The organism is Ornithinimicrobium pratense, assembly GCF_008843165.1.
GTDB lineage: Bacteria > Actinomycetota > Actinomycetes > Actinomycetales > Dermatophilaceae > Ornithinicoccus > Ornithinicoccus pratensis.
This window is the reverse complement of sequence record NZ_CP044427.1, coordinates 2,323,356-2,346,626: the sequence shown is the minus strand read 5'-3', so window position 1 is coordinate 2,346,626 and position 23,271 is coordinate 2,323,356. Positions and strand designations below refer to the sequence as shown.

Here is a 23,271-nt window from a genome sequence, read left to right as displayed (position 1 = left end):
CGCGGACGGTGACCAGGCCCGGCGCGGGGCAGGGCGTATCGTGGAGGCGTTCACGACCTTTCAGGAGCCTGACCCTGTGACCCCCGACGCCTCCGACACGTTGACCACCCAGACCACCGCCCGCGCTGCCGACGCGGCCGTCGAGCCCGGGTCCGCCACCCCTGCGGACCTGGTAGGCCGGGTGGCGAAGGAGGTCGACGCGATCTCCGAGCAGCTGCTGCAGTGGCGCCGCGACGTGCACCGCCACCCAGAGGTTTCGTGGCAGGAGGAGCGCACCACAGCGTTGGTCGCCGGACCGCTCAGCCAGGCCGGGGCCCGGGTGCGCCGCCTCCCCGGCACCGGTGCCCTGGTCGAGATCGGGCACGCCGAGCCGGAGCTCCGGATTGGCCTGCGGGCCGATCTGGACGCCCTGCCCGTCGACGAGGTCACCGGGCTGCCCTTCGCCTCGCAGGTCCCGGGCGCCTGCCACGCCTGCGGCCACGACGTGCACACCGTCGGGGTGCTGGGCGCGGGCCTGGCCCTGCTGGCGATGCAGGAGGAGCTGCTGGCCCGCCGGGTCGCGGTGCGGCTGATCTTCCAGCCGGCCGAGGAGACCCACCCCGGTGGCGCGCTGAAGGTCCTCGAGCACGGTGGCCTGGAAGGCGTGGACCGACTGCTCGCGGTCCACTGTGATCCCGGGGTGGACGTCGGTCACGTCGGTCTGCGGGTCGGTCCGATCACGGCCGCCTCGGACATGGTCCACGTCGCACTCACCGGGCGCGGGGGTCACACCTCCCGCCCGCACCTGACGCAGGACCTCACCTACGCCCTGGGCAAGGTGGTCACCGAGGTCCCCGCCGCGCTGAGCCGTCGGTTGGACCCCAGAGCAGCGGCCGTCCTGGTCTGGGGCGAGGTCCGGGCCGGATCTGCCCCGAACGTCATTCCGACCCGGGGCGAGGCCTCTGGAACGCTGAGGATGCTCGACGCCGAGACCTGGGAGACGGTCCGCCCCCTCTTCACCGACATCGTCGAGTCAGTTGTCTCGCCTTATGGCGTCACCGCCACCGTCACCTACACCCAGGGCGTGCCCCCGGTCGAGAACGAGAACGCCTCGGTGGTCGCGCTGTCCCGGGCGGCGATGCTGCTGCTCGGGGCCACCAGCGTGGAGCCGACCAAGCAGTCCATGGGCGGGGAGGACCTGGGCTGGTATCTGCAGCAGGTCCCGGGAGCGATGGCCCGACTGGGCACCCGCACGCCGGGAGGGCCCACCTTTGAGCTGCACCAGGGCGACCTCGTCGTGGACGAGAGCGCGGTCCTGGTCGCCGCCAAGGTCCTGGCCGCCTCCGTCTTCACCTCCCTTGGCCCGGCGGGACTGCAGTGACCTGAGCTCCGGGTTGTGAGCACGACAGGTCACGAGTTCGTCACCTTTTGCTCATGCGGTGCTCATCTGCGTGGAGTAGGTGCGCGGGCGAGATAGCATATGGGCGTCCACCTCCCGTGATAGAAGGAGCATCCCGTGCGCCGGGTTCTCAAGCTTGCCGCCGCAGGTGCGGCCGCCACCCTCGTCCTCGCCGCCTGTGGCGAGGCTCCCGAAGACGATGCCGCCTCGACGCCCACCGCGACCCAGAACGCGGGCACCGATGACGACGCAGCCACCGACGACGCCGCCACCGACGACGAGGCGGCCACCGACGACGAGGCGGCCACCGACGACGAGGCAGCAGCGCCGGTGGACGCCGCCGACTTCCTGGCCTGCATGGTCTCCGACCAGGGCGGCTGGGACGACCAGTCCTTCAACCAGTCCGGCAAGGAGGGTATGGACGCGGCCGCGGAGGAGCTGGGCATCCAGACCCAGGAGGTGGAGTCGCAGTCCGATGCCGACTACGCCACCAACGTGGGCAACCTGGTCAGCCAGGGCTGCAACCTGACCATCGGGGTCGGCTTCCTGCTGGCCGATGCCATCCAGGAGGCGGCGACCGCCAACCCGGACACCAACTTCGCCCTCATCGACTCGGCGTTCAGCGACGAGAACTTCGAGCCGATCGAGATCGAGAACGCCAAGCCGATCCTGTTCAACACCGCCGAGGCCAGCTTCCTGGCCGGCTACCTGGCGGCGGGCATGACCGAGTCCGGCACGGTGGCCACCTTCGGCGGCATGGAGATCCCCTCCGTGACGGTGTTCATGGACGGCTTCGCCGACGGCGTGGACAAGTACAACGAGGACAACGGCGCAGACGTCAACCTGCTCGGCTGGGACAAGGCCGCGCAGAACGGCTCCTTCTCGGGCGACTTCGACAACCAGAGCCAGGGCCAGACCCTGACCGACCAGTTCATCGCCCAGGGCGCCGACATCGTGATGCCGGTCGCCGGGCCGGTGGGGCTGGGTGCCGCTGCCGCTGCCGACTCCGCGGGTGATGTCCGGATCATCTGGGTCGACTCCGACGGCTACCTCACCGCCGAGGGCTATGACCACCTGATGCTCACCTCCGTGCTGAAGCAGATCGGCCCGGCGGTCCAGGACACCATCCAGGCCACCGTTGAGGGCGGGTTCTCCAACGAGCCCTACGTCGGCACCCTGGAGAACGACGGCGTCGGCCTGGCCGAGTTCCACGACTTCGACTCCGAGGTCCCCCAGGAGCTGAAGGACCAGATCGAGGACTACCGGCAGCAGATCATCTCCGGTGAGCTGACGATCGAGTCGGAGAACTCCCCGCAGCAGTGACCCGTCCGCTCCGCGGAGCGACGCACCGTGGGTAGCGGCCCGGCCCCGAGGGGTCGGGCCGCTACGCTGTCCACCCGGCGGGGCCGCATAACCCCGCCTTCCCACCCCGTGAAGGTGAGCATGAAGCAGGAGATGCGATGAAGCTCGAGCTCCAGGGCATCACCAAGGTGTTCGGCCCGCTGGTCGCCAACGACCACATCGACCTGGTCGTGCAGCCGGGTGAGATCCACGCCCTCCTGGGTGAGAACGGTGCCGGCAAGAGCACCTTGATGAACGTCCTCTACGGCCTGTACGACCCCGACGGCGGGCACATCCTGCTCGACGACGAGCGGGTCACCTTCAAGGGCCCGGGGGATGCGGTCGCCGCCGGGATCGGGATGGTGCACCAGCACTTCATGCTGGTGCCCGTCTTCACCGTCGCCGAGTCGGTGGCCCTGGGCTATGAGCCCGCAGGTGCCGGCGGGATCCTCAAGCTGGACGAGGCGAGGCGCCGGGTGAGGGAGATCTCCGACCGGTTCGGCTTCCACGTCGACCCCGACGCGCTCATCGAGGAGCTGCCCGTCGGCGTGCAGCAACGGGTGGAGATCATCAAGGCGCTCTCCCGAGACGCCAAGGTGCTCATCCTCGACGAGCCCACCGCCGTGCTGACGCCGCAGGAGACTGATGAGCTGATCGGCATCATGGGGGAGCTGAAGGAGGCGGGCACCTCGATCGTCTTCATCACGCACAAGTTGCGTGAGGTGCGGGCCATCGCGGACCGGATCACCGTGATCCGCCGGGGCAAGGTCGTGGGGGAGGCCAGGCCGAGCTCGACCGAGACCGAGTTGGCCTCGCTGATGGTGGGCCGCTCGGTCAGCCTGACGGTCCAGAAGGAGCTGGCCCAGCCCGGCGAGGCGCGCTTCCGCGTCGAGGACCTGACCGTGGTCGCCCCGAACGGCACCGTCCTGGTCGACGACGTGTCCTTCGAGGTGCGCAGCGGCGAGATCCTGTGCATCGCCGGCGTCCAGGGCAACGGTCAGACCGAGCTGGCCGAGGTGATCCTGGGCCTGCAGGAGGCGGACGCGGGCCGGTTGCTGCTGGACGGGAACGACCTGCGGGGCAGAAACGTCAAGCAGCGGCTCCGCTCCGGCATCGGTTTCGTGCCCGAGGACCGCTCCACCGACGGCGTGGTGGCCAGCTTCACCATCGCCGAGAACCTCATCCTGGACCTCTACGACACCGCACCCTTCGCCAGCGGCATCTCGATGCACCCCACCGAGGTCGGCGCCAACGCCGAGGACCGCACCCAGGAGTTCGACGTGCGCTACACCTCGGTGCAGGACCCCATCTCGACCCTGTCCGGTGGAAACGCGCAGAAGGTGGTGCTGGCCCGCGAGATGTCCCGCCCCCTGCGCCTGCTCGTCGCATCCCAACCCACCCGCGGGCTGGACGTCGGCTCCATCGAGTTCGTGCACAAGCGCATCGTGCAGGAGCGCCAGAACGGCACCCCGGTCATCATCGTCTCCACCGAGCTGGACGAGGTGCTCAACCTCGGCGACCGGATCGCCGTGATGTACCGCGGCCGGATCGTCGGCATCGTCGATGTCGCCGACGGCACGGTCGACCGCGACGTGCTCGGCCTGATGATGGCCGGTGTCCCTCTGGACGAGGCCCGGACCCAGGCCGCGGAGCACCACTCGGTGCTCGGCCAGGCCGACATCGAGCAGGAGGCGCCGTGAGCGACCAGCCCCACCAGCCCGCCCGCCAGTCCACCGGCTCGGACGCCGAGACCGATCAGGCGGCGACCGCGACCCCGCCCGGGCAGACCGGCGTCCAGGTCGCCGGACTCGACCGGCCCGGGCAGGACCCTCCGCCGCTCCTGCATCAGGTCCTCTCGGGCAGCATCCTGATCTCCGTCCTGGCAGTTGTGCTGGCCCTGGTCGTGGGCGCCTTCCTGATCGCCTTCGCCGACCAGGCCACCCGGGAGGCCTCGGGCTACTTCTTCACCCGCCCGGGCGACACCCTGTCCGCCGCCTGGGGCGCGGTGACCGACGCCTACGTCGCGATGTTCCGTGGCGCGATCTTCGACTGGCATCAGGGTGGCCTGGCCGGCCTGCTGCGACCGCTCACCGAGTCGATGGTCTACTCCGTACCGCTGATCCTGGCCGGGCTGGGCATCGCCGTCGGCTTCCGGGCCGGTCTGTTCAACATCGGCGCCCAGGGCCAGATCATCGTCGGTGCGATCGTGGCAGCATGGCTGGGCTTCGCCTTCGACCTGCCCCCGGTGATCCACCTGTTGGTCGCCGCCCTGGGTGGCGCGATCGGCGGTGCGGTGTGGGCCGGCATCCCCGGTGTGCTCAAGGCCCGGTTCGGAGCCAACGAGGTGATCGTCACGATCATGCTCAACTACATCGCGGTCTACCTGATCGGCTATGTGCTCAAGCTCTCCGCCTTCAACCCTGGCCGGACCGGCCAGCGCAGTCCCAGCGTTGGGGCGGACGCGGTCTATCCGCTGCTGATCCCGGCCTCGTGGTTCCCGGGCGTGAACCTCAGGTTGCACCTGGGCTTCCTGGTGGCGATCGCTGCCGCGGCTTTTGTGTGGTGGCTGCTGGAGCGCTCCACCATCGGCTTCGAGCTGAGGGCGGCCGGCGCCAACCCGGCCGCGGCCCGGACCGCGGGCATGTCGGTCGGCCGGATCACCGTGGTCACCATGCTCATCGCCGGTGCCCTGGCCGGGTTGGCTGCCACCGCCCAGGTGCTGGGCACCGAACGCTCACTGACGGCCGGTGTGGCCGCCACCTATGGCTTCGATGCGATCACCGTGGCGCTGCTGGGCAGGTCTCGCCCCTGGGGCACCTTCTTCGCCGGGCTGCTCTTCGGCGCGCTGAAGGCGGGTGGCATGTTCATGCAGTCGTTGACCTCGACCCCGGTCGACATCATCCTCGTGCTGCAGGCCATTATCGTGCTGCTGATCGCCGCGCCGCCGCTGGTTAGGTCGGTCTTCCGGCTGCCTGACCCAGCCAAGCCCCACCAGCCCAGGAAGCCACGCAGCGGCTCACGTGCAGAGGAGATCCCGGCATGAGCACCGTCACCGAGCGTCCTGCGCCGGCACCCGCGGACGGGCCGGTCACGGTCCGTCCGAAGGTGGGTCTCAAGGCTCCCATCAGCTATGCCGTCGCCGCGCTGATCACCGCGTTGCTGATGGCTCCGGGCACACCGGGAGACACCTCCACCACCTTCCAGGTGGGCAGTGCCCGGGAGTGGGTCACCATTCCCAACATCACCGTCCCGGCGCTGGTCACGATCATCGTGCTGGCCCTGCTGATGGCCGGGGCCGCAGTCTGGGCCTGGCTACGGGTGCGGGACCACAGGCCGGCCCCGATGTGGCTGCACGTGGCCGTCGGGCTGGGCTTCATCCTGGCCTTCCTCACCTACGTCGGGGCCGGCACGACCTCGGTCATCCCGATGGTCTCGTTGCTCGGGGGTGCGCTGGCACTGTCGGTGCCGCTGGTCTTCGGGGCAATGTCCGGTGTCATCTGCGAACGCTCGGGCATCATCAACATCGCGATCGAAGGCCAGCTGCTCTTCGGTGCCTTCGCCGCCGCCGTGGTCGCCTCGATGACGGGCACCGGGTATGCCGGCCTGCTCGCCGCCCCGATCGCCGGCGGCCTGGTCGGAGCGGCGCTGGCCTGGTTCGCAGTGATGTACCGCGTCAACCAGATCATCGTCGGCGTCGTCTTGAACACGCTCGTCATCGGTCTCACCGGCTTCTTTTTCTCCACCGTCCTGGCGGACAACCGCGCCCTGTTCAACACCCGGATGCCGCTGGACCGTCTCCGGGTGCCGGTGCTGGCGGAGATCCCCATCCTGGGCCCGGTGCTGTTCAACCAGACCATCCTGGTCTACCTGATGTACGCCCTGGTGGTCATCCTGAACATCATGCTCTTCCGCAGTCGCTGGGGCCTGCGCACCCGCGCGGTAGGTGAGCACCCCAAGGCGGCGGACACGGTCGGCATCAAGGTCAACCCGCGGCGGGTGTGGAACACCATCCTGGGTGGCGCGGTCGCCGGCCTGGGCGGCGCCTTCTTCACCGTCGGCTCCGGCCTGGCCTTCGGCCGGGAGATGTCGGCCGGCAACGGCTTCATCGCCTTGGCCGCGATGATCCTGGGCAGATGGAGCCCCTGGGGCGCTGTGGCCGCTGCCGTGCTCTTCGGCTTCTCCAAGAACCTGGGCAACATGATGTCCAGCATCGGCAGCACCATCCCCTCCGAGCTGCTGCTCATGCTGCCCTACATCATCACCATCCTGGCCGTGGCCGGGTTCGTCGGCCGGGTCCGCCCGCCGGCAGCCTCGGGCACCGCCTACACCAAGAGCTGACGAGAAAGGTAGGCCATGAACGCCGCCATCGACTGGGACCGCCTCCGCGACGCTGCCCGCGAGATCATGCGCCGGGCCTACGTGCCCTACTCGCGCTACCCGGTCGGCGTGGCCGGCCTGGTCGACGACGGCCGCGTCGTCGCCGGCTGCAACGTGGAGAACGCCTCCTACGGGCTAGGCCTGTGCGCCGAGTGCGGGATGGTCTCCGAGCTGGCGGCGACCGGTGGTGGGCGGCTGGTCGCGGTGTGGTGCGTGGACGGCAAGGGCGCCACGCTCATGCCGTGCGGCCGCTGCCGCCAGCTGTTGTGGGAGCACGGCGGTCCGGGGTGCCTGCTGCAGACCCCCGAGGGCATCCTGCCGATGGAGCAGGTCCTGCCGCAGGCGTTCGGGGCCGAGCACCTGGAGCCCTGAGAACCGAAGGGACCGCTCGGGTCCCGGTCAGGTGCCGCCGATCAGTCGTCGCCCTCGGTGGCCATGACCTCCGGCGACTCTGACGTGAGCAGGCTGGTCCGGGGCAGGCCGGCCTTCAGTGCGAGCCTGCCGGCCTCGGGGCTGCGGGCGACGTAGAGCGCCCGGCCCCGCACACCCTTGACCCGCTGCTGCAGATTCTTCACGGTGCCCGCGTCGACCACCACCTGTCCCTGCTCAGGCGGCAGGAAGGTGTCCTCACCGAAGGTCCCGCCCATGTCCTTGCGGGCCACCCTGGTCACGTCCACGGGCCGCTGGCCCATCGCCTCCGCCAGGGTCTGCAGGATATGCGGGTCCGCGGGCTCCCCACCGTCGGCGGGCCGGCCGACCACCAGCTGTCCGTCACGCTCGGCGACCGTTTGCAGAACGAACTTGGCTGTGCGGTCCCGCGTCATGACCGAGTACGCCAGGGCCAGGTGACCCTCGACGTGGGCTTGGGCGGCGACGACCAGGGCCTGCGGGTCCAGCCCGACCGCCATGGGCAGGGCGCAGTTGAGGGTGATCGACATCCGGGGCGTGCTGACGCTGGCCACTACACGCTGGTGGCGCACCGCGATGAGGGTGGGAAACATCGGCTCGGGCTCCTGCGGGCGCTCCCCCTCGGCCGCGCGGGCACGGCGCAGCAGCTCGACGGTGGGTGGGACGACGAGAGCCATGATGTCTGCGATCTGCACGGGCCACAGGATGTCACAACCTGGGTAGGGTGGTCCGGTGCGCACCGTTCCTTCGCTGCCCTGGTGGGGCTGGGCCCTCATCGCGTTCTTCGTGCTGAACGTGTTGCTGGACATGAACGTGGGCATCTTCGTGCCGATCATTCTGGGGTGGGTGGCTGCGGGGGTGCTGGGTCAGCGCCGCAGCAGCGAGCAGAACACCAGCATGCAGAACAGACCGGACCATCCGCTGCCACCGCCCACTCAGTCGGACGAGCCCATCCCCGGGTGGACGGGCGGGTCCGGTCTGGATGCCACGGCCCCGCCGCCGATCGGCCCGGCGGGCGAGGCCCCCATGGACTCCCCGTCGCAGCACCGTCCTGGCCACTCGCCCTGGGTGCACCGCCCAGGGGAGGCGCCCGGAGCAGGGGCGACGCCGGCGACAGGGACGCCCGGGCCGGGAATGCCCAAGATCGAGGTGCCCCAGTACCCCGACGCAAACACTCCGCCCCCTGCATACCCCTCCGCGGGCACTAGCACGTCCACCGACCCTGTTGTCTCACTCGGCCAGCTGCACCTGAGCCGGTGCGCACGCGACCTGCACACCGCCGCCACCGCCGGATCAGCTCAGGACGTCAGCCGGGTGCTTGAGGAGGTCAAAGAGCAGGCCGAGCGGCTGCTGGGCCAGCTCAGCGGGGCCGGGGCGCTGCCCGGGTCGGGCCGGCGCGAGTTCGAGTCGGGGCTGCGGCGCCTGCAGCGGGACGTCGCTGCCGCGCGCGGGGAGGACCCGCCGGGGCCCAAGGCCGCCCGGGTTGTACGGGCAGCCGGGGCCATGGGCCAGACTGGGCGCTATGAGTGAGTCCTTCGACGCTGTCGACATCATCCGCACCAAGCGGGACAAGGGGGAGTTGCCCAGCGCGGAGATCGCCTGGGTCATCGACGCCTACACCCGAGAGCAGGTGGCCGACGAGCAGATGTCCGCCCTGGCGATGGCGATCCTGCTCAACGGCATGACCCGACGGGAGATCAGCGACTGGACCGGGGCGATGATCGACTCCGGCGAGCGGATGGACTTCTCCTCGTTGTCCCGGCCCACCGCGGACAAGCACTCGACCGGGGGCGTAGGCGACAAGATCACCCTGCCGCTGGCCCCCCTCGTCGCGGCCTGCGGGGTGGCCGTGCCGCAGCTGAGCGGACGGGGGCTCGGCCACACCGGGGGCACCCTGGACAAGCTGGAGGCCATCCCCGGCTGGCGGGCCGACCTGTCGAATGCCGACATGCTGCGCCAGCTCGAGGACATCGGCGCGGTGATCTGCGCCGCCGGTGCCGGCCTGGCTCCGGCGGACAAGCGGCTCTACGCCCTGCGCGACGTCACTGGCACGGTCGAGGCCATCCCGCTGATCGCCTCCTCGATCATGAGCAAGAAGATCGCCGAGGGCACCGGCGCGCTGGTGCTGGACGTCAAGGTCGGCTCCGGTGCGTTCATGAAGACTCTGGAGGACGCCCGCGAGCTGGCCGAGACGATGGTCGCGCTCGGGCAGGACGCCGGGGTGCACACCGTGGCGCTGTTGACCGACATGTCCACCCCGTTGGGGCTGACCGCAGGCAACGGGCTGGAGGTCCGGGAGTCGGTCGAGGTGCTGGCCGGCGGCGGCCCGCAGGACGTCGTCGAGCTCACGCTCGCACTGGCCAGGGAGATGCTCGAGGGTGCCGGCGTGACGGACGTCGACCCCGCCGAGGCGCTGCAGGACGGGCGCGCAATGGACGTGTGGCGCCGGATGATCGCCGCCCAGGGCGGTGACCCCGACGCCGATCTGCCCACAGCGAAGGAGACCCACCAGGTGCTCGCCGACACCGATGGGGTCCTGGGCCGGCTGGATGCGATGGCGGTCGGTGTCTCCGCGTGGCGCCTGGGCGCCGGCCGGGCCCGCAAGGAGGATCCCGTTCAGGCTGCCGCGGGCATCGAGCTGCACGCCAAGCCGGGTGACGAGGTCACCCAGGGGCAGCCGCTGATGACCCTGCACACCAACACCCCGGAGCGCTTCGACCGGGCGGTCGCCGCTCTTGAGGGCGCCTGGGACATCGGCGGGGCCGACCAGGTGCAGGCCGCCGGGTCGATCGTCATCGACCGGATCGCCTGACCCGCCACGTCCCGCGGGCGACACGGTCTGTCCCCCACCGGCGACACGGTCTGTCCCCTACCGGCGACACGGTCTGTCCCCTACCGGCGACACGGTCTGTTCCCTACCGGCGACACGGTCTGTCCCCTACCGGCGACACGGTCTGTTCCCTACCGGCGACACGGTCTGCACCCAGGTGCAGGGCGTGTCGCCGGTTGCGGGTGTCGGGAGGGGAGGGCCGCGTCAGTAGCCCTGGGCGCCGGTGTCGGCGTCGGTGTCGGCGCCGGCGCCGCCCGGCTGAGGGACGACCAGGGTGCCGGCCTGCTCGCGCTCGCGGGCGCCGGCCAGCAGAGCCTGCGTTGAGGAGGTGCCGATGCGGGTGACTCCCTCGGCCACCATCGCCAGCAGGGTGTCGATGTCGCGGACGCCTCCGGAGGCCTTGACCTGCACGGCGTCGGAGATAGTGGCCCGCATCAGGCGCACGTCCGGCAGGGTGGCCCCGCCGCCGGCGAAGCCGGTGGAGGTCTTGACGAAGTCGGCGCCGGCCTCCTCACTGACCCGGCACGCGGCGGCCTTCTGCTCCTCGTCCAGCAGCGCGGTCTCGAGGATCACCTTGACCAGAGCACCGGCGGCGTGCCCTACCTGGACCACGGCGGCGATGTCCTGCTTGACCGCCTCAAGGTCGCCGCCGCGCAGGCGGCCGATGTTGAGCACCATGTCCAGCTCGGTCGCGCCGTCGGCGATCGCCTGGTTCGACTCGGCGATCTTGGCGGCCGTCGACGTGGTGCCGTGCGGGAAGCCGATGACCGTGCACACCCGGGTCGGGGACCCGTCGACCGCGGCCAGCGCCAGCCGGACGTCGGAGGGGCGCACGCAGACCGACCAGATCCGGTCCTGAGCGAGCTCCCGGCCCGCGGCCTCCACCTCGGCTGGGGTGAGCTCAGGCTTGAGCAGGGCGTGGTCGATGAGGTCGGCGACGTCCTGGACGGTCAGTGCGGTCCCGGGGGTGAGCGTGTGCGGCATACCCCCCACTCTATGATCAGCACCATGCCGACGATGCTGCAGCCGGTCCGCGTGCCCGGCGCCGGTGAGAAGCTCATCCAGGAGTATGCCGGGGCGGCCAGCACCGGCCACGGGGCGGTGTCGGTCGCGCGGATGACCGCCCCCCCGGGGTGGGACGAGCCGGGGCAACGTCCGGAGTTCGACGAGGTCACCTACGTCCTGGCAGGGGAGATGCTGGTCCAGGACGAGCACGATGAGGTCACCCGCATCGGGGCCGGCGAGTGTGTGCTGGTCCGCGCGGGGGAGTGGGTGCGCTATTTCGTGGGCGACACGGGCGCCGACTACCTGGCCGTCTGCTCGCCCGCCTTCACCTCCGAGAGCGCCCGGCGCGACCATGCCTGAGACCCCGCCCCGGGCCCGCGCCCTCGAGACGGACACGATCCGCCGGTTGCCCAAGGTCTTGCTGCACGACCACCTCGACGGCGGCGTGCGGCCAGGGACGGTCCTGGAGCTGTCGCACGAGCAGGGGTATGCCGCGCTGCCCGCCGAGGATGTCGACGCCCTGTCGGCCTGGTTCGCCCAGGCCGCCGACAGTGGGTCGCTGGCCCGCTACCTGGAGACGTTCGCGCACACGGTCGGCGTCACCCAGACCGCGGCGGCCCTGACGCGGGTCGCGCGCGAGTGCGTGCTGGACCTGGCCGCCGACGGCGTCGTGTATGCCGAGGTACGCTACGCGCCCGAGCAGCACCTGGAGGGTGGGCTGAGCCTGGACGAGGTGGTTCGGGCGGTCAACCAGGGCTTGCGCGAGGGCGAGGAGGAGATGACCGCCCTGGCCGGCCCGGACCGGGGTCAGGCGGCGCCGGCCGGACCGATCCGGGTGCGCGCGATTCTCACCGCCATGCGGCACGCCGCCCGCAGTCGGGAGATCGCCGAGCTCGCCGTCCGTCACCGGGAGGCGGAGGTCTGTGGCTTCGACATCGCCGGGGCCGAGGACGGCTTCCCGCCCACGCGGCACCTGGCCGCGTTCGAGTTCCTGCGCCAGGAGAACTCCCACTTCACCATTCACGCCGGTGAGGCCTTCGGCCTGCCGAGCATCTGGGAGGCCGTGCAGCTGTGCGGGGCAGAGCGGCTCGGGCACGGGATCCGCATCGTCGATGACATCACGGTCGACGGGCGCCCGGTCACCGACGACCTCGCCTCGGCGATCGCCCGCTCCCGCACCGAGCCCGAGGCGTTCGCGCTCGGTCCGCTCGCGGGCTACGTGCGCGACCGGCGCATCGCGCTGGAGATGTGCCCCAGCAGCAACGTCCAGACCGGCGCGGCGCCCTCGATCGAGAAGCACGCGATCACCCTGCTCACCCAGCTGATGTTCCGGGTCACCCTCAACACCGACAACCGGCTGATGAGCGCCACCTCGATGAGCCGCGAGGCCCAGCTGCTCGTGGACCGGGCCGGCTGGACCTGGACCGACCTGCGCCGGGTCACGGTCAACGCGATGAAGTCAGCCTTCCTGCCCTTCGACGAGCGGCTGCGGATCATCGAGGACGTGCTCAAGCCCGCCTACGACGACTGACCGACGAGGTGGCCCGGAGGAAGCGCGACCTCTGCCTCAGGAGGATCAGGCTGGCGGGAGCACCCTGTCCCGGAGGGCGTCGGCGCGGGCCAGCCGCTCCTCGTCGCGGCGGCGGCGCTCGGCCAGCACGCTGGCCATGACCTCCTCCGGGTGCGCGCTCGGGGGCGGTGCGGGGGCCACCCGCTCCAGCAGCGCGGCATACAGCTCCGAGCCGGTCTGGGCCCGGGCCTGCGGCGACAGGGATGCAGCCCGGCCCACGAACTGCCGGGTGGCGACCACGAGGGCGTCGGGCAGCACCCCGATGTCCGCGCCGACGACCCAGTCGGCGAGGCGTGGGGAGACCTGGGGTGGCTCGGTCATCTGGAGCCGCACCCGGTCCCGCACGACGTAGGTGCCGGCGAGCAGGTCACCCAGGCGGCGGGCCTTCTCGTTGGTCATCGCGACGATGAGGGCCAGGCTGCCCAGGGTCAGCCAGAGCTCGACGGTGCCGACCAGGGCACGGATCGTGGCGTGCCGCAGGCCGATCGGGCCGGTGTCGTCGCGGACGGTGCGCAGCCCCAGGACCAGCTTGCCGACGGTCCGGCCGCGGGTGAGCGTCTCCAACGCGAGGGGGATCCCGGCCATCACCAGGACCATCACCACGATGAGGAAGGCCTGGCCCAGCGCCGCATCGGCGAGGAAAATGTCGAGCGGGACCAGGAAGACGACCGCAAGGACCAGCAACGCGATCACCAGTAGGTCCAGCAGCCCGGAGGCGACGCGCAGCGGCAGGCCGGCCGGCGGCAGCTCGACCTCGACCGCCTCGCCGGTGACGAAGCGCTCGGCCTCGAAGATGCCCCGGGTCGCCATAGGTCCAGCCTACGGCGAGGGCCGGGCTGGACCGACGCACCGCATACAGTGTCCCCGTGGACCTGGACGCGCTGGTGGGACGGCGACAGGGCGCGTGGGCCCGGCTCGACGCTCTGTCCCGGCGGCGTCGGCTGACGGGGGCCGAGGCCGATGAGCTGCTGGATGGTTACCAGCGTGCGGCGACCGACCTGTCCGTGGTGCGCTCCAGCGCCCCGGACGCCACCGTCGTCTCCCACCTGTCCGCGCTGGTGGCCCGTGCCCGGGCGCGGGCCGCGCGGGTGCCGACCGCGAGCTGGGCCGGGGTCGGCCGGTTCTTCGCCGAGGACTTCCCTGCGGCGCTGTACCGGCTGCGCTGGTGGTGGGGGATCACCGCCGTCGTCAACGTCGTGGTCGGCCTGGTGCTGGGCTGGTGGCTGGTGCGCAACCCGGTCGTGGAGCAGTCACTGCTGTCGATGGAGGAGGTGCAGACGCTGGTCAACGTCGAGTTCGAGAGCTACTACTCCGAGCACGCCGCGAGCAGCTTCTCCACGCTGGTGTGGGTGAACAACGCCTGGGTCGCAGCGCGGTGCATCGGGATGGGCGTGCTGGGCTTCCCGGTGGTCTGGGTCCTCTGGCAGAACATCGCCAACGTGGCGGTCGTCGGTGCGCTGATGCACCGGCACGGCCGGGCCGAGGTGTTCTGGGGGATGATCACCCCGCACGGGCTGCTGGAGCTGATGGCGATCTTCGTCGCCGCCGGGGTGGGGCTGCGGCTGTTCTGGGCCTGGGTGGCGCCTGGCCCCCGGACCCGGCTGGCCAACCTGGCCCGGGAGGGCCGGACCGCGGCAGGGGTGGCGATCGGGCTGGTCTTCGTGTTGCTCCTGTCCGGCGTGATCGAGGGCTTCGTCACCCCCTCCCCGCTGCCGACGTGGGCGCGCGTGGGGATCGGCGTGGTCGCGCTGCTCGCGTTCTTCGCCTACGTCTTCACTCTGGGCCGGAGGGCCGTGCTGCGCGGCGCTACCGGCGACGTGGGGGAGGACCTGCAGGCAGCCTCCGCGCCGACGGCGGGGTGAGTTGCCGGCGTCTCGGATCAGCTCTGTGGCTCAGAGCAGGCCCTGGGCCTTGAGCGCCAGGTAGTGGTCGACCAACCCCACGGGCAGCTCCTCGGGCGGCTCGTGCACGACGGTGACCCCGAGCCGGGCCAGGCCGGTGGCCGTCCGCTGGCGGAGGGAGTCGGTGCGCTCGGCCGCGGCCGCGTCATAGACCGCCTCCACGCCGGAGAGGTCCTCCCGTAGCGACCGCAGGCCGGGGTCGGCGACCGATGCCAGCACCACCCGGTGATGGGCGGTCAACGAGGGCAGCACCGGCAGCAGACCCTCCTCGACCGCGGCCGGCTCCAGGCTGGTCAGCAGCACGACCAGCGCCCGGCGGCGGGTGGTGCCGGTGATCGCACCGGCCAGCATGGGCCAGTCCGCCTCGAGCAGCACCGGCTCCAGCGGCGCCATCGCGGTGACCATCCGGTGCAGGAGCGAGCTCGTCCCGGTGCTCGAGCCGGTGCCTGCGCCGCCGGCGCCGACGCGGGCGCGGACCACTCGGTCGCCAGCGATGAGGTCCACCCGGTCACCGGCTCGGGAGGCCACGGCGGTGAGCAGCAGGGCCGCGTCCATCGCCGCGTCCAGCCGCGGCTCGTCGCCCACGCGCGCCGCGCTGGTCCGCGAGGTGTCCAGCACGAGGATGACCCGCCGGTCTCGCTCGGGCTGCCAGGTCCGCACCACCGCGTGCTGCCGCCGCGCCGTCGCCCGCCAGTCGATCGAGCGCACGTCGTCGCCGTCGACGTAGTCCCGCAGCGAGTCGAACTCCGTGCCCTGCCCTCGCGTGCGCACTGCGGAGCGGCCGTCGAGCTGGCGCAACTGGGCCAGCTTGCTCTCCAGGTGCCGCCTGGAGCGGAAGGGCGGCAGGGAGCGCACCGCGCCGGGAATCTGGACGGTCACCTGCCGTCCGGCCAGCCCCAGCGGCCCGTGGGTCCGGACCGTCACCCCGGTCGCGGGGCGGTCGCCGCGGCGGATCGGGCGCAGCGACGTCGTGACCCTGCGCCGTTCCCCGGCGGGCAGGTCGAGGGTATGCCGTGCCCCTTCCGCCCCCGCGGAGGGCACCCAGGCGTCGCGCACCCGCCCCCGCAGCCGGCGCGCCCCGGTGTTGGTCAGGCTCAGGACGGTCTGCGTCTGCTCCTGCAGCCGGACCTGGGGGACCGGGTCGCGGGTCAGCTGGATCGCCCGGGGCGAGGGTGCGGCCAGGATGTCCACCAGCACCAGGACCGCCACCCCGAGCAGCCACAGCGCTGCCACGCTGCCGGCCCGGCCGGGCAGCAGCGCGGTGGGCACCAGCCCCACCAGGATCAGGCCGGCGACGGGTCCGCGGATGATCATGGACGTCGGGGTCGTCTGGGTCGGTGCGGCGGTCAGCGGGGGACCGGGACGGAGGCCAGCACCGAGTCCAGCACCGCGTCGGTGCTGACCCCCTCAAGCTCGGCCTCGGGCCGCAGCTGGACGCGGTGGGCCAGGGTGGGCCGGGCCAGCGCCTTGACGTCGTCGGGGGTGACGAAGTCGCGGCCGGCCAGCCACGCCCAGGCCCGCGCGCTGTTCATCAGCGCGGTGGCGCCGCGAGGGCTGACGCCCAGCTGCAGGGAGGGGGCTGAGCGGGTCGCGCGGGCGAGGTCGACGACATACCCGATCACCTCGGGGGCGAGCTGCACCTGCCGGACCGCGGCGCTGCCCGCAGCCAGGTGCGCCGGCGAGGCGACGGCCCGCACCCCGGCGGCGGCCAGGTCGCGCGGGTCGAAGCCGTGCGCGTGCCGCTGCAGCACCTCGACCTCGTCCTCGCGGGGCGGCAGCGGCAGCGTCAGCTTGAGCAGGAAGCGGTCCAGCTGGGCCTCGGGCAGGGGGTAGGTGCCCTCGTACTCGACCGGGTTCTGGGTCGCGGCGACCAGGAAGGGCGTGGGCAGGGGGCGCGTGCTGCCGTCCACGGTGACCTGCCGCTCCTCCATCGCCTCCAGCAGCGCGGACTGGGTCTTGGGCGGGGTGCGGTTGATCTCGTCGGCCAGCAGCAGGTGGGTGAAGACCGGGCCGGGTCGGAAGGTGAAGTCGCTGCGGCCGCTGTCGAAGACCATGGAGCCGGTGACGTCACCGGGCATGAGGTCGGGGGTGAACTGCACGCGCTTGGTGTCGACGGACAGCGCTGCGGCGAGGGCCCGGACGAGCAGGGTCTTGGCCACGCCCGGCACGCCCTCGAGGAGCACGTGCCCGCGGGCGAGGAGGGCGACCACCAGGCCCGAGACGGCCTGCTCCTGCCCCACGACGGCCTTGCCGACCTCCTCGCGCACCGCGTGCAGGGCCACCCTGGCCTCCTCGGGGGACACCGAGGCCCCGCCGTGCCGTGCTGTGCCCTCCTGGGCCTGCTGGTCGCGCTGGGCCTGCTGGTCGTCCGTCATCTGCGTCCTCTCACCCGGTATGTCGCCGCTGTCACCCTAATGTCCCCCGCGTGGCGGTCCTGACCTGCTCCTCCAGCTCGTGCAGCGCCCGGGCCCCGGTAACGAGGGCGTCGTCGGTGGTGACGGGCCCGGCCTGCGCCAGGAGCGCGGCGACCTCGGTGGCGGAGCGACCGGTCGCCTCCGCGACGGCGGCGACGAGCCGGTCCTGGTCGCTGGCCGGCGGCAGCCCCAACAACGGGGCGAGCCGCCGCCGCGTCCCGGCCCGGATGGCCGCGAGGGCGTGCTCCCGGTCGCGGGCCTGGCGGTAGAGCCGGCCCCGGCTGCGGGTGGTCTCCCCGGCGGGGACCACGGCGGGCAGCGGTTCGACGACAACCGGTCCCAGGCGCCGGCCCTGCCACAGGGCCAGGGCCAGCACCGCCGCGCCCAGCAGCCACACCCACGAGGTGAGGTGGCGCGGCAGCACGTCCCACAACCCGGCGGGGGCGTCGAGCCCGGCGTCACCGGGCTGGGGCAGCACCCACACCAGGCGCTCGCTGCCGCCCAGCAGCCGCAGGGCCAGGGCGGCGTTGGACTCCTCGGTGATCCGGGCGTTGGTCCAGGCGGTGCTCGTCGTCGCCACCACGGTCTCGGGCCGCTGCGCCGTCGCCGGCCAGGTGAGGAGGGCACCCTCCCGGGCACCGCCCAGATTGTGCCCGGCCCCCGGGGGGAAGCACGCCTCGACCTGGCCCCGCTCGGCACCGCCGGCCGCCAGCTGGGCATCGGTGGTGGACAGGACGTCCTCCCTGTGCACCTCGTCGGTCGTGCAGTCCGCGGCCAGCGGGCCGCGGGCGATCCAGTCGACGTCGACGTCCAGCCCCAGCTGAGGGGCCTGCTCGGGTGAGGGCACGAGCACGACGAGGCGGTCGACCGGTGCCAGCGTCTCAAGCAGCGCTGCCCCACCGTCCGGGCCGAGGTATGCCGTGTGCGGCAGCAGGACCGTGGTCTCGGGACCCACGGGTGCCGAACCCTCCATCAGGCGGGAGGAGCCCTCGACGACATCCACCTGCACACCCTGGGTCTGCAGGACCTGCGCCAGAGCGGCTCCGCCGTCCCGGCCGCGGTTCGCCGGCTCCAGCAGCCCGGTTGAGGTGGGCGTGGACAGCAGCCCACCCACCACCGCGGCCAGGATCAGCAGCAGGACCCATGGCCCCCACCGGCGCAACCCCCGCAGGGCCCTCCTCGGCGGGGCCGATGCCCGGGTCTCTACCGTCTGCGTCACGTCGTCGCCGCCAGGGCCGGACGGGCGGAGTGCAGCCGGGCGTCGAGGTCGACGACCTGGCGGGCCTGCTCCGCGGTGGCGCGCTGGTCGCCGTACCGGACCGCGTCGAAGGCGTCGGCCGCGGCGAGCAGCTCGGCACGGGCGTCGGGGAAGACTGGGGCGAGCCCGGTCGCGAGCTCGTGGGCCGTGCGGCCGGGACGGTCGTCCAGCAGGGTGCGCTCGACGGCGCCCGCGGCGACGGCTCGGTAGGCCTCCAGGACGGCCCGGTCAAGGTGACCGGCCGTCAGAGCCGCGGCGGCTTCCTTCCGGTGCTCCGCCGCCGCACGCAGCGGGCCCTCCAGGACCGCACCCGGGGTGCCGTGACGAGTCAGGCGGGCGGTGCGCCACCGGTCCCGTGTGGCGAAGGCGAGCACGGCCAGCACGGCGACCAGCACCAGTGCCAGCAGCACCCAGGTCACCCAACCGGGCAAGGGGCCGACGCCGCCGAGCCCGGAGAACAGGTCGGTGAACCAGCGCCAGGCCCGGGCCACCCAGGACTCCTGCAGCTGGTAGTCCCCGCGCGCCAGCTCTTCCTGGAGCAGTCGGCGCGCCTCGTCGCCGTCGGGAAGCAGGGGTGGTCCGGTGCGCACGTGGACCTCAGCGGGCCCGGCGAGCGGCGCGGTCGTGCGCTGCACGCACCAGGACGACGTCGAGGCCCTCGCGGCGCATCCGCTGGTCGAGGTAGAGCAGGGCCGCCACGCCTGCGGTGAACGGGGTGACCAGCGCGCCGACCACCAGCTGGAAGGTGTGGTCCAGGACCAGTGCCGAGGTGGACAGCGGCGACAGGTCGATGCCGCCGGTGGCCAGCGCCCACAGACTCGCCCCCAGCAGCGGCAACTGCACCAGGAAGGTGACCAGGCTGGTGACCAGCCCGGCCAGCAGGCTGATCCCCACCACCCGCCAGCCCTGCCGGCCCCGGGTCAGGGACCAGGCGCGGACGATCGCGCGCCAGGGGCCCAGCCGCTCGAGCACCACGGCCGCGGGGGCCAGGGTGAGCCGGCCGGACACCCAGACGCCTAGGACGATGGCACCCAGGATGACCAGGATCACCAGGATGATCCCGAGCACCGCCATGCCGCCTCCCGTCTGGGCGATCGCCATGACCAGCAGGACCACGGCGAGGACGAGCGCGGCGGTGCCGATGAGCACCAGCAGGCCCATGAGCAGCATCGCGCCGATCAGGGCGGGCAGCCGACCGCGCACCGCACGCCAGGTTGCTCCTAGCCCGGCCCGGTCGCCCAGCACGGCCTCGCCGACGACGTGCACGATCATCCCGGTCAGCGCGTAGGACGCCAGCAGGCTGAAGCCGAGGTTGACGGTGAGGGTGAGCAGCTCGACATCCGCGGGCGCCACCGAGGTCAGCAGCCGGACCATCGCCAGCGAGCCGAGCAGGGAGGGGACCAGGAGCGCGGTCATCACGACCAGGCCCATGCCGATGGTCGCCTCGGGGTTGCGCCGCATCGTCTGCAGCGCGCCACCGAAGATGTCGCTCAGCAGCAGCGGCCGCAGGGGGACCACTCCGGGCCGGTGCAGGCGCGCCACCTCCTCGGGCGGGAGCTGCTGCCATCCCGGGCCGCCGGCTGCGGGCGGCTGCTGCCAGCCACCCGGCGGGCCCTGGCCGGGGGTATGCGGCGGCTGCCACGGCGGGGCCGGGTGCGGGGGCTGCTGCGGCTCCGGCGCCTGCGGTGCACCTGCGGCGGGCGGGGACGACATACCTCCGGGCGCTGTCCAGGGCCGCGGTGACTGCTCGGAGCCGTGCTCGGGGTTGCTCATCGTTCGGCCTCCGGCCGGTCGGGGGTCGTCAGGCCAGCCTCGGCCAGCAGGGCCAGGATCCTGCGTTCGGCCTCCCGGGCGGTCATCGGCTCGGCGCCCAGCGCCTGCTGCGCGGCGATGATCTGGGGCTCGGCACGGCGCAGCCGGTTGCCGCGTCGCCACAGGGTCAGCGGTGGCTTGCGTCGCTCGGCCAGGTCGCGCACCAGGCGGCGGCCGAAAGTGAGCCAGGGCCGGTTGCGCACGCAGGCCGCGGCCGCGAGCAGTCCGCGCTCGCGCAGACCGGCAACGGTGTGCGCTGCGAAGATGCCCTCGGCGACGACGAAGGGGTGGCCGTCCAGGAGCGCCTGCTGCCGGCCCACGACGGAGGAGGTGCTGATGTCATAGACGGGCACCTCGGCGCGGCCCTCGCGACACAGCCGGGTCATCGCGTCCAGGGCCGCCTCCAGGTCCCAGGAGCGCACGTCGTCCCAGTCGACCAGCGCCGGCTGGCTCATCGGCAGACCGGGGTCGACGGCCTCGCGGTAGAAGTCGTCCAGCTGCAGCACCGGCCAGGAGTGGTGCTCGTGCAGGCGGCGGGCCAACCGGGACTTGCCGGCACCGCTGGGCCCCGTGAGCACGATGACGCGGGCGCTCACCCCAGCACCGCCAGGACGATGAGCAGGAGCGAGACGCCCAGCACGATGATCGCCGCCCACGCCGGTCGCTTTTCGGCCTGCACCTGGTGGTGCGTGCCGCCGAGTCGACCGCCGTCGAGCTGACCGCCGTCGAGCTGACCGCCGTCGAGCTGACCGCCGTCGAGCTGACCGCCGCCGAGCCGCCAGCGTTGCAGGGCCCGTTGCGCCGCGTCGGCGACGCCCTGGGCGGTGCGGCCCGCCGACCCGCGTCGGCGCGTGGTGGTCTCCGCGAAGTCGTCGGTCTGCCCGCGCCGGACCCGCTCCCGCTTGACGGGGATCGCCCACGCGCTGTGCTTGCGGCCCTGGGTGTCGTGCAGCTCCAGCGCCCACTGGTGGGTGATCTCCTCGACCGCGGCGAAGGGCACGACGCTGTCGGTGACGATGTTGGCAATGTGCACGCCGTCACTGTGCAACCGCACGTGCGGCCGCAGGAACAGCACCCAGGCCACGGCCGCGATCCCCACGATGAGGGCGGCGGGGTAGATGAGGCCCTCGTCGCGGCCCTGGCTGACGTCCCACAGGGTCAGCGTGGCCAGCAACGCGGCACCGGTGACCATCACCCAGCCCAGGACGGTGGAGGGCAGCGTGCGGTAGACACCCAGGAGCTCGCCGGTGAGGCCGGGCGAGGAGCTGGGGGAGGAGCGTGTCATACGGCTGTGAGCCCCTCCATGCTGGCGCGGACCGCGGCCAGCCGGCGGTCGGCCTCGGCGCGAGCCGCGGGCAGGCCGTCCGGGCCGGCGACCGGGACGATGGCCTCGAGGTAGACCTTGAGCTTGGGCTCGGTGCCGCTCGGCCGGACGATGACCCGGGTGTCGTCGGCGAGGTAGAAGCGCACCCCCTCCGTGGGCGGCAGGCCGCCCTCGCCCAGAGCGAGGTCGTCCATGCGGGACACGGGGGTGCCGCCCAGCTCGTCCGGGGTGTCCTGGCGCAGGCGGGTCATCACGGGAGGGATCAGCCCCAGGTGGCTGACCCGCACCGAGAAGGCGTCGGTCTGGTGCACACCGTGGTCCAGCGCCAGCTCATCGAGCATGTCGGTGAGCGTGCGGCCCTGCGCCTTGAGGGTCGCGGCCAGCTCGGCCACGAGCAGAGCGGCGGTGACGCCGTCCTTGTCAGGGACCGTGGCGGGGTCGACGCAGTAGCCGAGTGCCTCCTCGTAGCCGTAGGCCAGCCCCGGGACCCGGCCGATCCACTTGAACCCGGTCAGCGTCTCCTCACCCCGCAGGCCCGCCGACTCCGCGACGGCGCCGAGGAGTCGGGAGGAGACGATCGAGCGGGCCAGGACGGGCCGCTCGGTGGTGGCCAGCCCGCGGTCCACGACGTGCCGGCCCAGCAGGGCGCCCACCTCGTCACCGCGCAGCATCCGCCAGCCGCCGCCCTCGCGGACGGCCAGGGCGCACCGGTCGGCATCCGGGTCGTTGGCGATGACCAGGTCCGGCTGCACCCGCTGCGCCAGCGCCAGGGCCGCGTCGATGGCCCCCGGCTCCTCGGGGTTGGGGAAGGCGACGGTGGGGAACTCGGGGTCGGGCTCGGCCTGCTCCGCCACCTGATGCGGCGCGGGGAAGCCGGCCCGATGGAAGGCCTGCCGGACCACGTCGGAGCCGACGCCGTGCAGTGCGGTGTGCACCACCTGCAGCTGGCGTGGGCTGGCCGGGTCCAGGACCGCGACGGCCGCGTCGAGATAGGCGTCCAGGATCTCCTCGCCCAGGGGCTCCCACCCCTCGCCGGTCATCGCGACCTGGCTCACGCTGCGGATGCGGGCGATCTGGGCCGCGATGTCGACATCGGCGGGAGGCACGATCTGCGAGCCGTCGCCCAGGTAGACCTTGTAGCCGTTGTCCTGCGGCGGGTTGTGGCTGGCGGTGACCATCACGCCCGCGTCCGCCCCGAGGTGCTGGATCGCGAAGGCCAGCACCGGCGTCGGCAGGGGCCGGGGCAGCATCAGCGCCCGCCCGCCGGCTGCGGTGACGACGGCCGCGGTGTCCTGGGCGAAGACGTCGGAGTTGTGCCGGGCGTCGAAGCCGATGACCACGATGGGGCCCCGTTCCTCGCCGGCCAGGCCCAGCTGCTGGCGCAAGTATGCGGTCAGGCCGGCGGCGGTGCGGATGACGACCGCGCGGTTCATCCGGTTCGGGCCGGCCCCCAGCGCGCCCCGCAGCCCGGCCGTGCCGAACTCCAGGAAGCCGATGAAGCGGTCGGCCAGCTCGAGCCAGGCCTCCTCGTCCCCCTCACCGGCCCGGTCGACCAGGACCGTGAGCTCATCACGGGTCCGCGGGTCGGGGTCGTCCCCCACCCAGGTGCGGGCCCGGTGGAGGAGCTGCTCGCGGTTCGGCTGATCCGTCATA

22 protein-coding genes are annotated in these 23,271 nt (G+C 72.5%); 11 read left to right on the top strand and 11 right to left on the bottom strand.

Annotated elements, in window-relative coordinates; translation table 11 throughout:
- Positions 1–76: 76 nt before the first annotated feature.
- The 6 genes from FY030_RS10750 (at position 77) to FY030_RS10725 (ending at position 7,468) form a co-directional block, all read left to right on the top strand.
- Positions 77–1,360: an amidohydrolase gene (locus FY030_RS10750; protein ID WP_337692447.1), complete on the top strand. Its 1,284-nt coding sequence runs from the start codon at positions 77–79 to the stop codon at positions 1,358–1,360.
- Positions 1,361–1,495: 135 nt separating this feature from the next.
- Positions 1,496–2,701: a BMP family lipoprotein gene (locus FY030_RS10745; RefSeq protein WP_158061503.1), complete on the top strand. Its 1,206-nt coding sequence runs from the start codon at positions 1,496–1,498 to the stop codon at positions 2,699–2,701.
- Between the two features lie 137 nt (positions 2,702–2,838).
- A complete protein-coding gene (locus FY030_RS10740) occupies positions 2,839–4,419 on the top strand; it encodes an ABC transporter ATP-binding protein (RefSeq protein WP_158061502.1) in 1,581 nt (526 codons plus the stop codon).
- Positions 4,416–5,762, top strand: coding sequence for an ABC transporter permease (locus tag FY030_RS10735; protein WP_158061501.1), 1,347 nt, complete (start codon positions 4,416–4,418; stop codon positions 5,760–5,762). The genes FY030_RS10740 and FY030_RS10735 overlap by 4 nt, the downstream gene beginning before the upstream one ends.
- Complete coding sequence (locus tag FY030_RS10730) at positions 5,759–7,057, top strand: ABC transporter permease (RefSeq protein WP_158061500.1); 1,299 nt, start codon at positions 5,759–5,761, stop codon at positions 7,055–7,057. The genes FY030_RS10735 and FY030_RS10730 overlap by 4 nt, the downstream gene beginning before the upstream one ends.
- A 15-nt stretch (positions 7,058–7,072) precedes the next feature.
- Positions 7,073–7,468: a cytidine deaminase gene (locus FY030_RS10725; protein ID WP_158061499.1), complete on the top strand. Its 396-nt coding sequence runs from the start codon at positions 7,073–7,075 to the stop codon at positions 7,466–7,468.
- 41 nt (positions 7,469–7,509) lie between these two features.
- Here the strand turns inward: FY030_RS10725 and FY030_RS10720 are convergent, their stop codons facing one another.
- Positions 7,510–8,199, bottom strand: coding sequence for a hypothetical protein (locus FY030_RS10720; RefSeq protein WP_158061498.1), 690 nt, complete (start codon positions 8,197–8,199; stop codon positions 7,510–7,512).
- A gap of 37 nt (positions 8,200–8,236) precedes the next feature.
- Here FY030_RS10720 and FY030_RS10715 point away from each other — a divergent pair, with 37 nt between their 5' ends.
- Both FY030_RS10715 and FY030_RS10710 read left to right on the top strand, forming a co-directional pair.
- On the top strand, positions 8,237–9,034 hold the full coding sequence (locus FY030_RS10715) for a hypothetical protein (RefSeq protein ID WP_158061497.1): 798 nt from the start codon (positions 8,237–8,239) through the stop codon (positions 9,032–9,034).
- On the top strand, positions 9,027–10,316 hold the full coding sequence (locus FY030_RS10710; RefSeq protein ID WP_158061496.1) for a thymidine phosphorylase: 1,290 nt from the start codon (positions 9,027–9,029) through the stop codon (positions 10,314–10,316). The genes FY030_RS10715 and FY030_RS10710 overlap by 8 nt, the downstream gene beginning before the upstream one ends.
- A gap of 222 nt (positions 10,317–10,538) precedes the next feature.
- Here the strand turns inward: FY030_RS10710 and deoC are convergent, their stop codons facing one another.
- Positions 10,539–11,318 (bottom strand): deoxyribose-phosphate aldolase, encoded by a 780-nt coding sequence (gene deoC, locus FY030_RS10705; RefSeq protein WP_158061495.1) that lies wholly within the window; start codon positions 11,316–11,318, stop codon positions 10,539–10,541.
- A gap of 12 nt (positions 11,319–11,330) precedes the next feature.
- On the opposite strand from deoC, the gene FY030_RS10700 reads away from it, so the two are divergent.
- Together FY030_RS10700 and FY030_RS10695 are read left to right on the top strand one after the other, a co-directional pair.
- The gene (locus FY030_RS10700) at positions 11,331–11,699 is read left to right on the top strand and encodes a cupin domain-containing protein (protein WP_238348235.1); all 369 of its coding nucleotides are present in this window, start codon (positions 11,331–11,333) and stop codon (positions 11,697–11,699) included.
- The gene (locus FY030_RS10695; RefSeq protein WP_158061494.1) at positions 11,692–12,870 is read left to right on the top strand and encodes an adenosine deaminase; all 1,179 of its coding nucleotides are present in this window, start codon (positions 11,692–11,694) and stop codon (positions 12,868–12,870) included. Before FY030_RS10700 ends, FY030_RS10695 begins: the two co-directional genes overlap by 8 nt.
- Positions 12,871–12,915: 45 nt before the next feature.
- Here FY030_RS10695 and FY030_RS10690 read toward each other — a convergent pair whose 3' ends face one another.
- Entirely contained in the window at positions 12,916–13,719 is an 804-nt protein-coding gene (locus FY030_RS10690) for an RDD family protein (protein ID WP_158061493.1), read from the bottom strand.
- 56 nt (positions 13,720–13,775) lie between these two features.
- Here FY030_RS10690 and FY030_RS10685 point away from each other — a divergent pair, with 56 nt between their 5' ends.
- Entirely contained in the window at positions 13,776–14,771 is a 996-nt protein-coding gene (locus FY030_RS10685) for a stage II sporulation protein M (RefSeq protein ID WP_158061492.1), read from the top strand.
- Between the two features lie 30 nt (positions 14,772–14,801).
- On the opposite strand, the gene FY030_RS10680 is transcribed toward FY030_RS10685, so the two are convergent.
- From FY030_RS10680 to FY030_RS10645, 8 genes are read right to left on the bottom strand one after another with little or no spacing between them, the layout of a single operon-like run.
- Complete coding sequence (locus FY030_RS10680; RefSeq protein ID WP_158061491.1) at positions 14,802–16,124, bottom strand: DUF58 domain-containing protein; 1,323 nt, start codon at positions 16,122–16,124, stop codon at positions 14,802–14,804.
- 32 nt (positions 16,125–16,156) lie between these two features.
- Entirely contained in the window at positions 16,157–17,185 is a 1,029-nt protein-coding gene (locus FY030_RS10675; protein WP_158061490.1) for an AAA family ATPase, read from the bottom strand.
- Between the two features lie 31 nt (positions 17,186–17,216).
- Positions 17,217–18,443 (bottom strand): DUF4350 domain-containing protein, encoded by a 1,227-nt coding sequence (locus tag FY030_RS10670; protein WP_158061489.1) that lies wholly within the window; start codon positions 18,441–18,443, stop codon positions 17,217–17,219.
- A complete protein-coding gene (locus FY030_RS10665; RefSeq protein ID WP_158061488.1) occupies positions 18,440–19,117 on the bottom strand; it encodes a DUF4129 domain-containing protein in 678 nt (225 codons plus the stop codon). The genes FY030_RS10670 and FY030_RS10665 overlap by 4 nt, the downstream gene beginning before the upstream one ends.
- The gene (locus FY030_RS10660) at positions 19,080–20,255 is read right to left on the bottom strand and encodes a DUF7847 domain-containing protein (protein ID WP_158061487.1); all 1,176 of its coding nucleotides are present in this window, start codon (positions 20,253–20,255) and stop codon (positions 19,080–19,082) included. Before FY030_RS10660 ends, FY030_RS10665 begins: the two co-directional genes overlap by 38 nt.
- Complete coding sequence (locus FY030_RS10655) at positions 20,252–20,890, bottom strand: uridine kinase family protein (protein ID WP_158061486.1); 639 nt, start codon at positions 20,888–20,890, stop codon at positions 20,252–20,254. Before FY030_RS10655 ends, FY030_RS10660 begins: the two co-directional genes overlap by 4 nt.
- Entirely contained in the window at positions 20,887–21,579 is a 693-nt protein-coding gene (locus FY030_RS10650) for a hypothetical protein (protein ID WP_158061485.1), read from the bottom strand. Before FY030_RS10650 ends, FY030_RS10655 begins: the two co-directional genes overlap by 4 nt.
- Positions 21,576–23,270: a phospho-sugar mutase gene (locus tag FY030_RS10645; RefSeq protein WP_158061484.1), complete on the bottom strand. Its 1,695-nt coding sequence runs from the start codon at positions 23,268–23,270 to the stop codon at positions 21,576–21,578. Before FY030_RS10645 ends, FY030_RS10650 begins: the two co-directional genes overlap by 4 nt.
- Position 23,271: the final 1 nt, after the last annotated feature.

Excerpts from the sequence above, each read along its gene's own strand:
- FY030_RS10650 (WP_158061485.1), bottom strand. The coding sequence starts at position 21,579 with ATGACACGCTCCTCCCCCAGCTCCTCGCCCGGCCTCACCGGCGAGCTC.
- FY030_RS10730 (WP_158061500.1), top strand. The coding sequence starts at position 5,759 with ATGAGCACCGTCACCGAGCGTCCTGCGCCGGCACCCGCGGACGGGCCG.
- FY030_RS10710 (WP_158061496.1), top strand. The coding sequence starts at position 9,027 with ATGAGTGAGTCCTTCGACGCTGTCGACATCATCCGCACCAAGCGGGAC.
- FY030_RS10680 (WP_158061491.1), bottom strand. The coding sequence starts at position 16,124 with ATGATCATCCGCGGACCCGTCGCCGGCCTGATCCTGGTGGGGCTGGTG.
- FY030_RS10645 (WP_158061484.1), bottom strand. The coding sequence starts at position 23,270 with ATGACGGATCAGCCGAACCGCGAGCAGCTCCTCCACCGGGCCCGCACC.
- FY030_RS10700 (WP_238348235.1), top strand. The coding sequence starts at position 11,331 with ATGATCAGCACCATGCCGACGATGCTGCAGCCGGTCCGCGTGCCCGGC.
- FY030_RS10740 (WP_158061502.1), top strand. The coding sequence starts at position 2,839 with ATGAAGCTCGAGCTCCAGGGCATCACCAAGGTGTTCGGCCCGCTGGTC.
- FY030_RS10695 (WP_158061494.1), top strand. The coding sequence starts at position 11,692 with ATGCCTGAGACCCCGCCCCGGGCCCGCGCCCTCGAGACGGACACGATC.
- FY030_RS10660 (WP_158061487.1), bottom strand. The coding sequence starts at position 20,255 with ATGAGCAACCCCGAGCACGGCTCCGAGCAGTCACCGCGGCCCTGGACA.
- FY030_RS10675 (WP_158061490.1), bottom strand. The coding sequence starts at position 17,185 with ATGACGGACGACCAGCAGGCCCAGCGCGACCAGCAGGCCCAGGAGGGC.
- FY030_RS10725 (WP_158061499.1), top strand. The coding sequence starts at position 7,073 with ATGAACGCCGCCATCGACTGGGACCGCCTCCGCGACGCTGCCCGCGAG.
- deoC (WP_158061495.1), bottom strand. The coding sequence starts at position 11,318 with ATGCCGCACACGCTCACCCCCGGGACCGCACTGACCGTCCAGGACGTC.
- FY030_RS10690 (WP_158061493.1), bottom strand. The coding sequence starts at position 13,719 with ATGGCGACCCGGGGCATCTTCGAGGCCGAGCGCTTCGTCACCGGCGAG.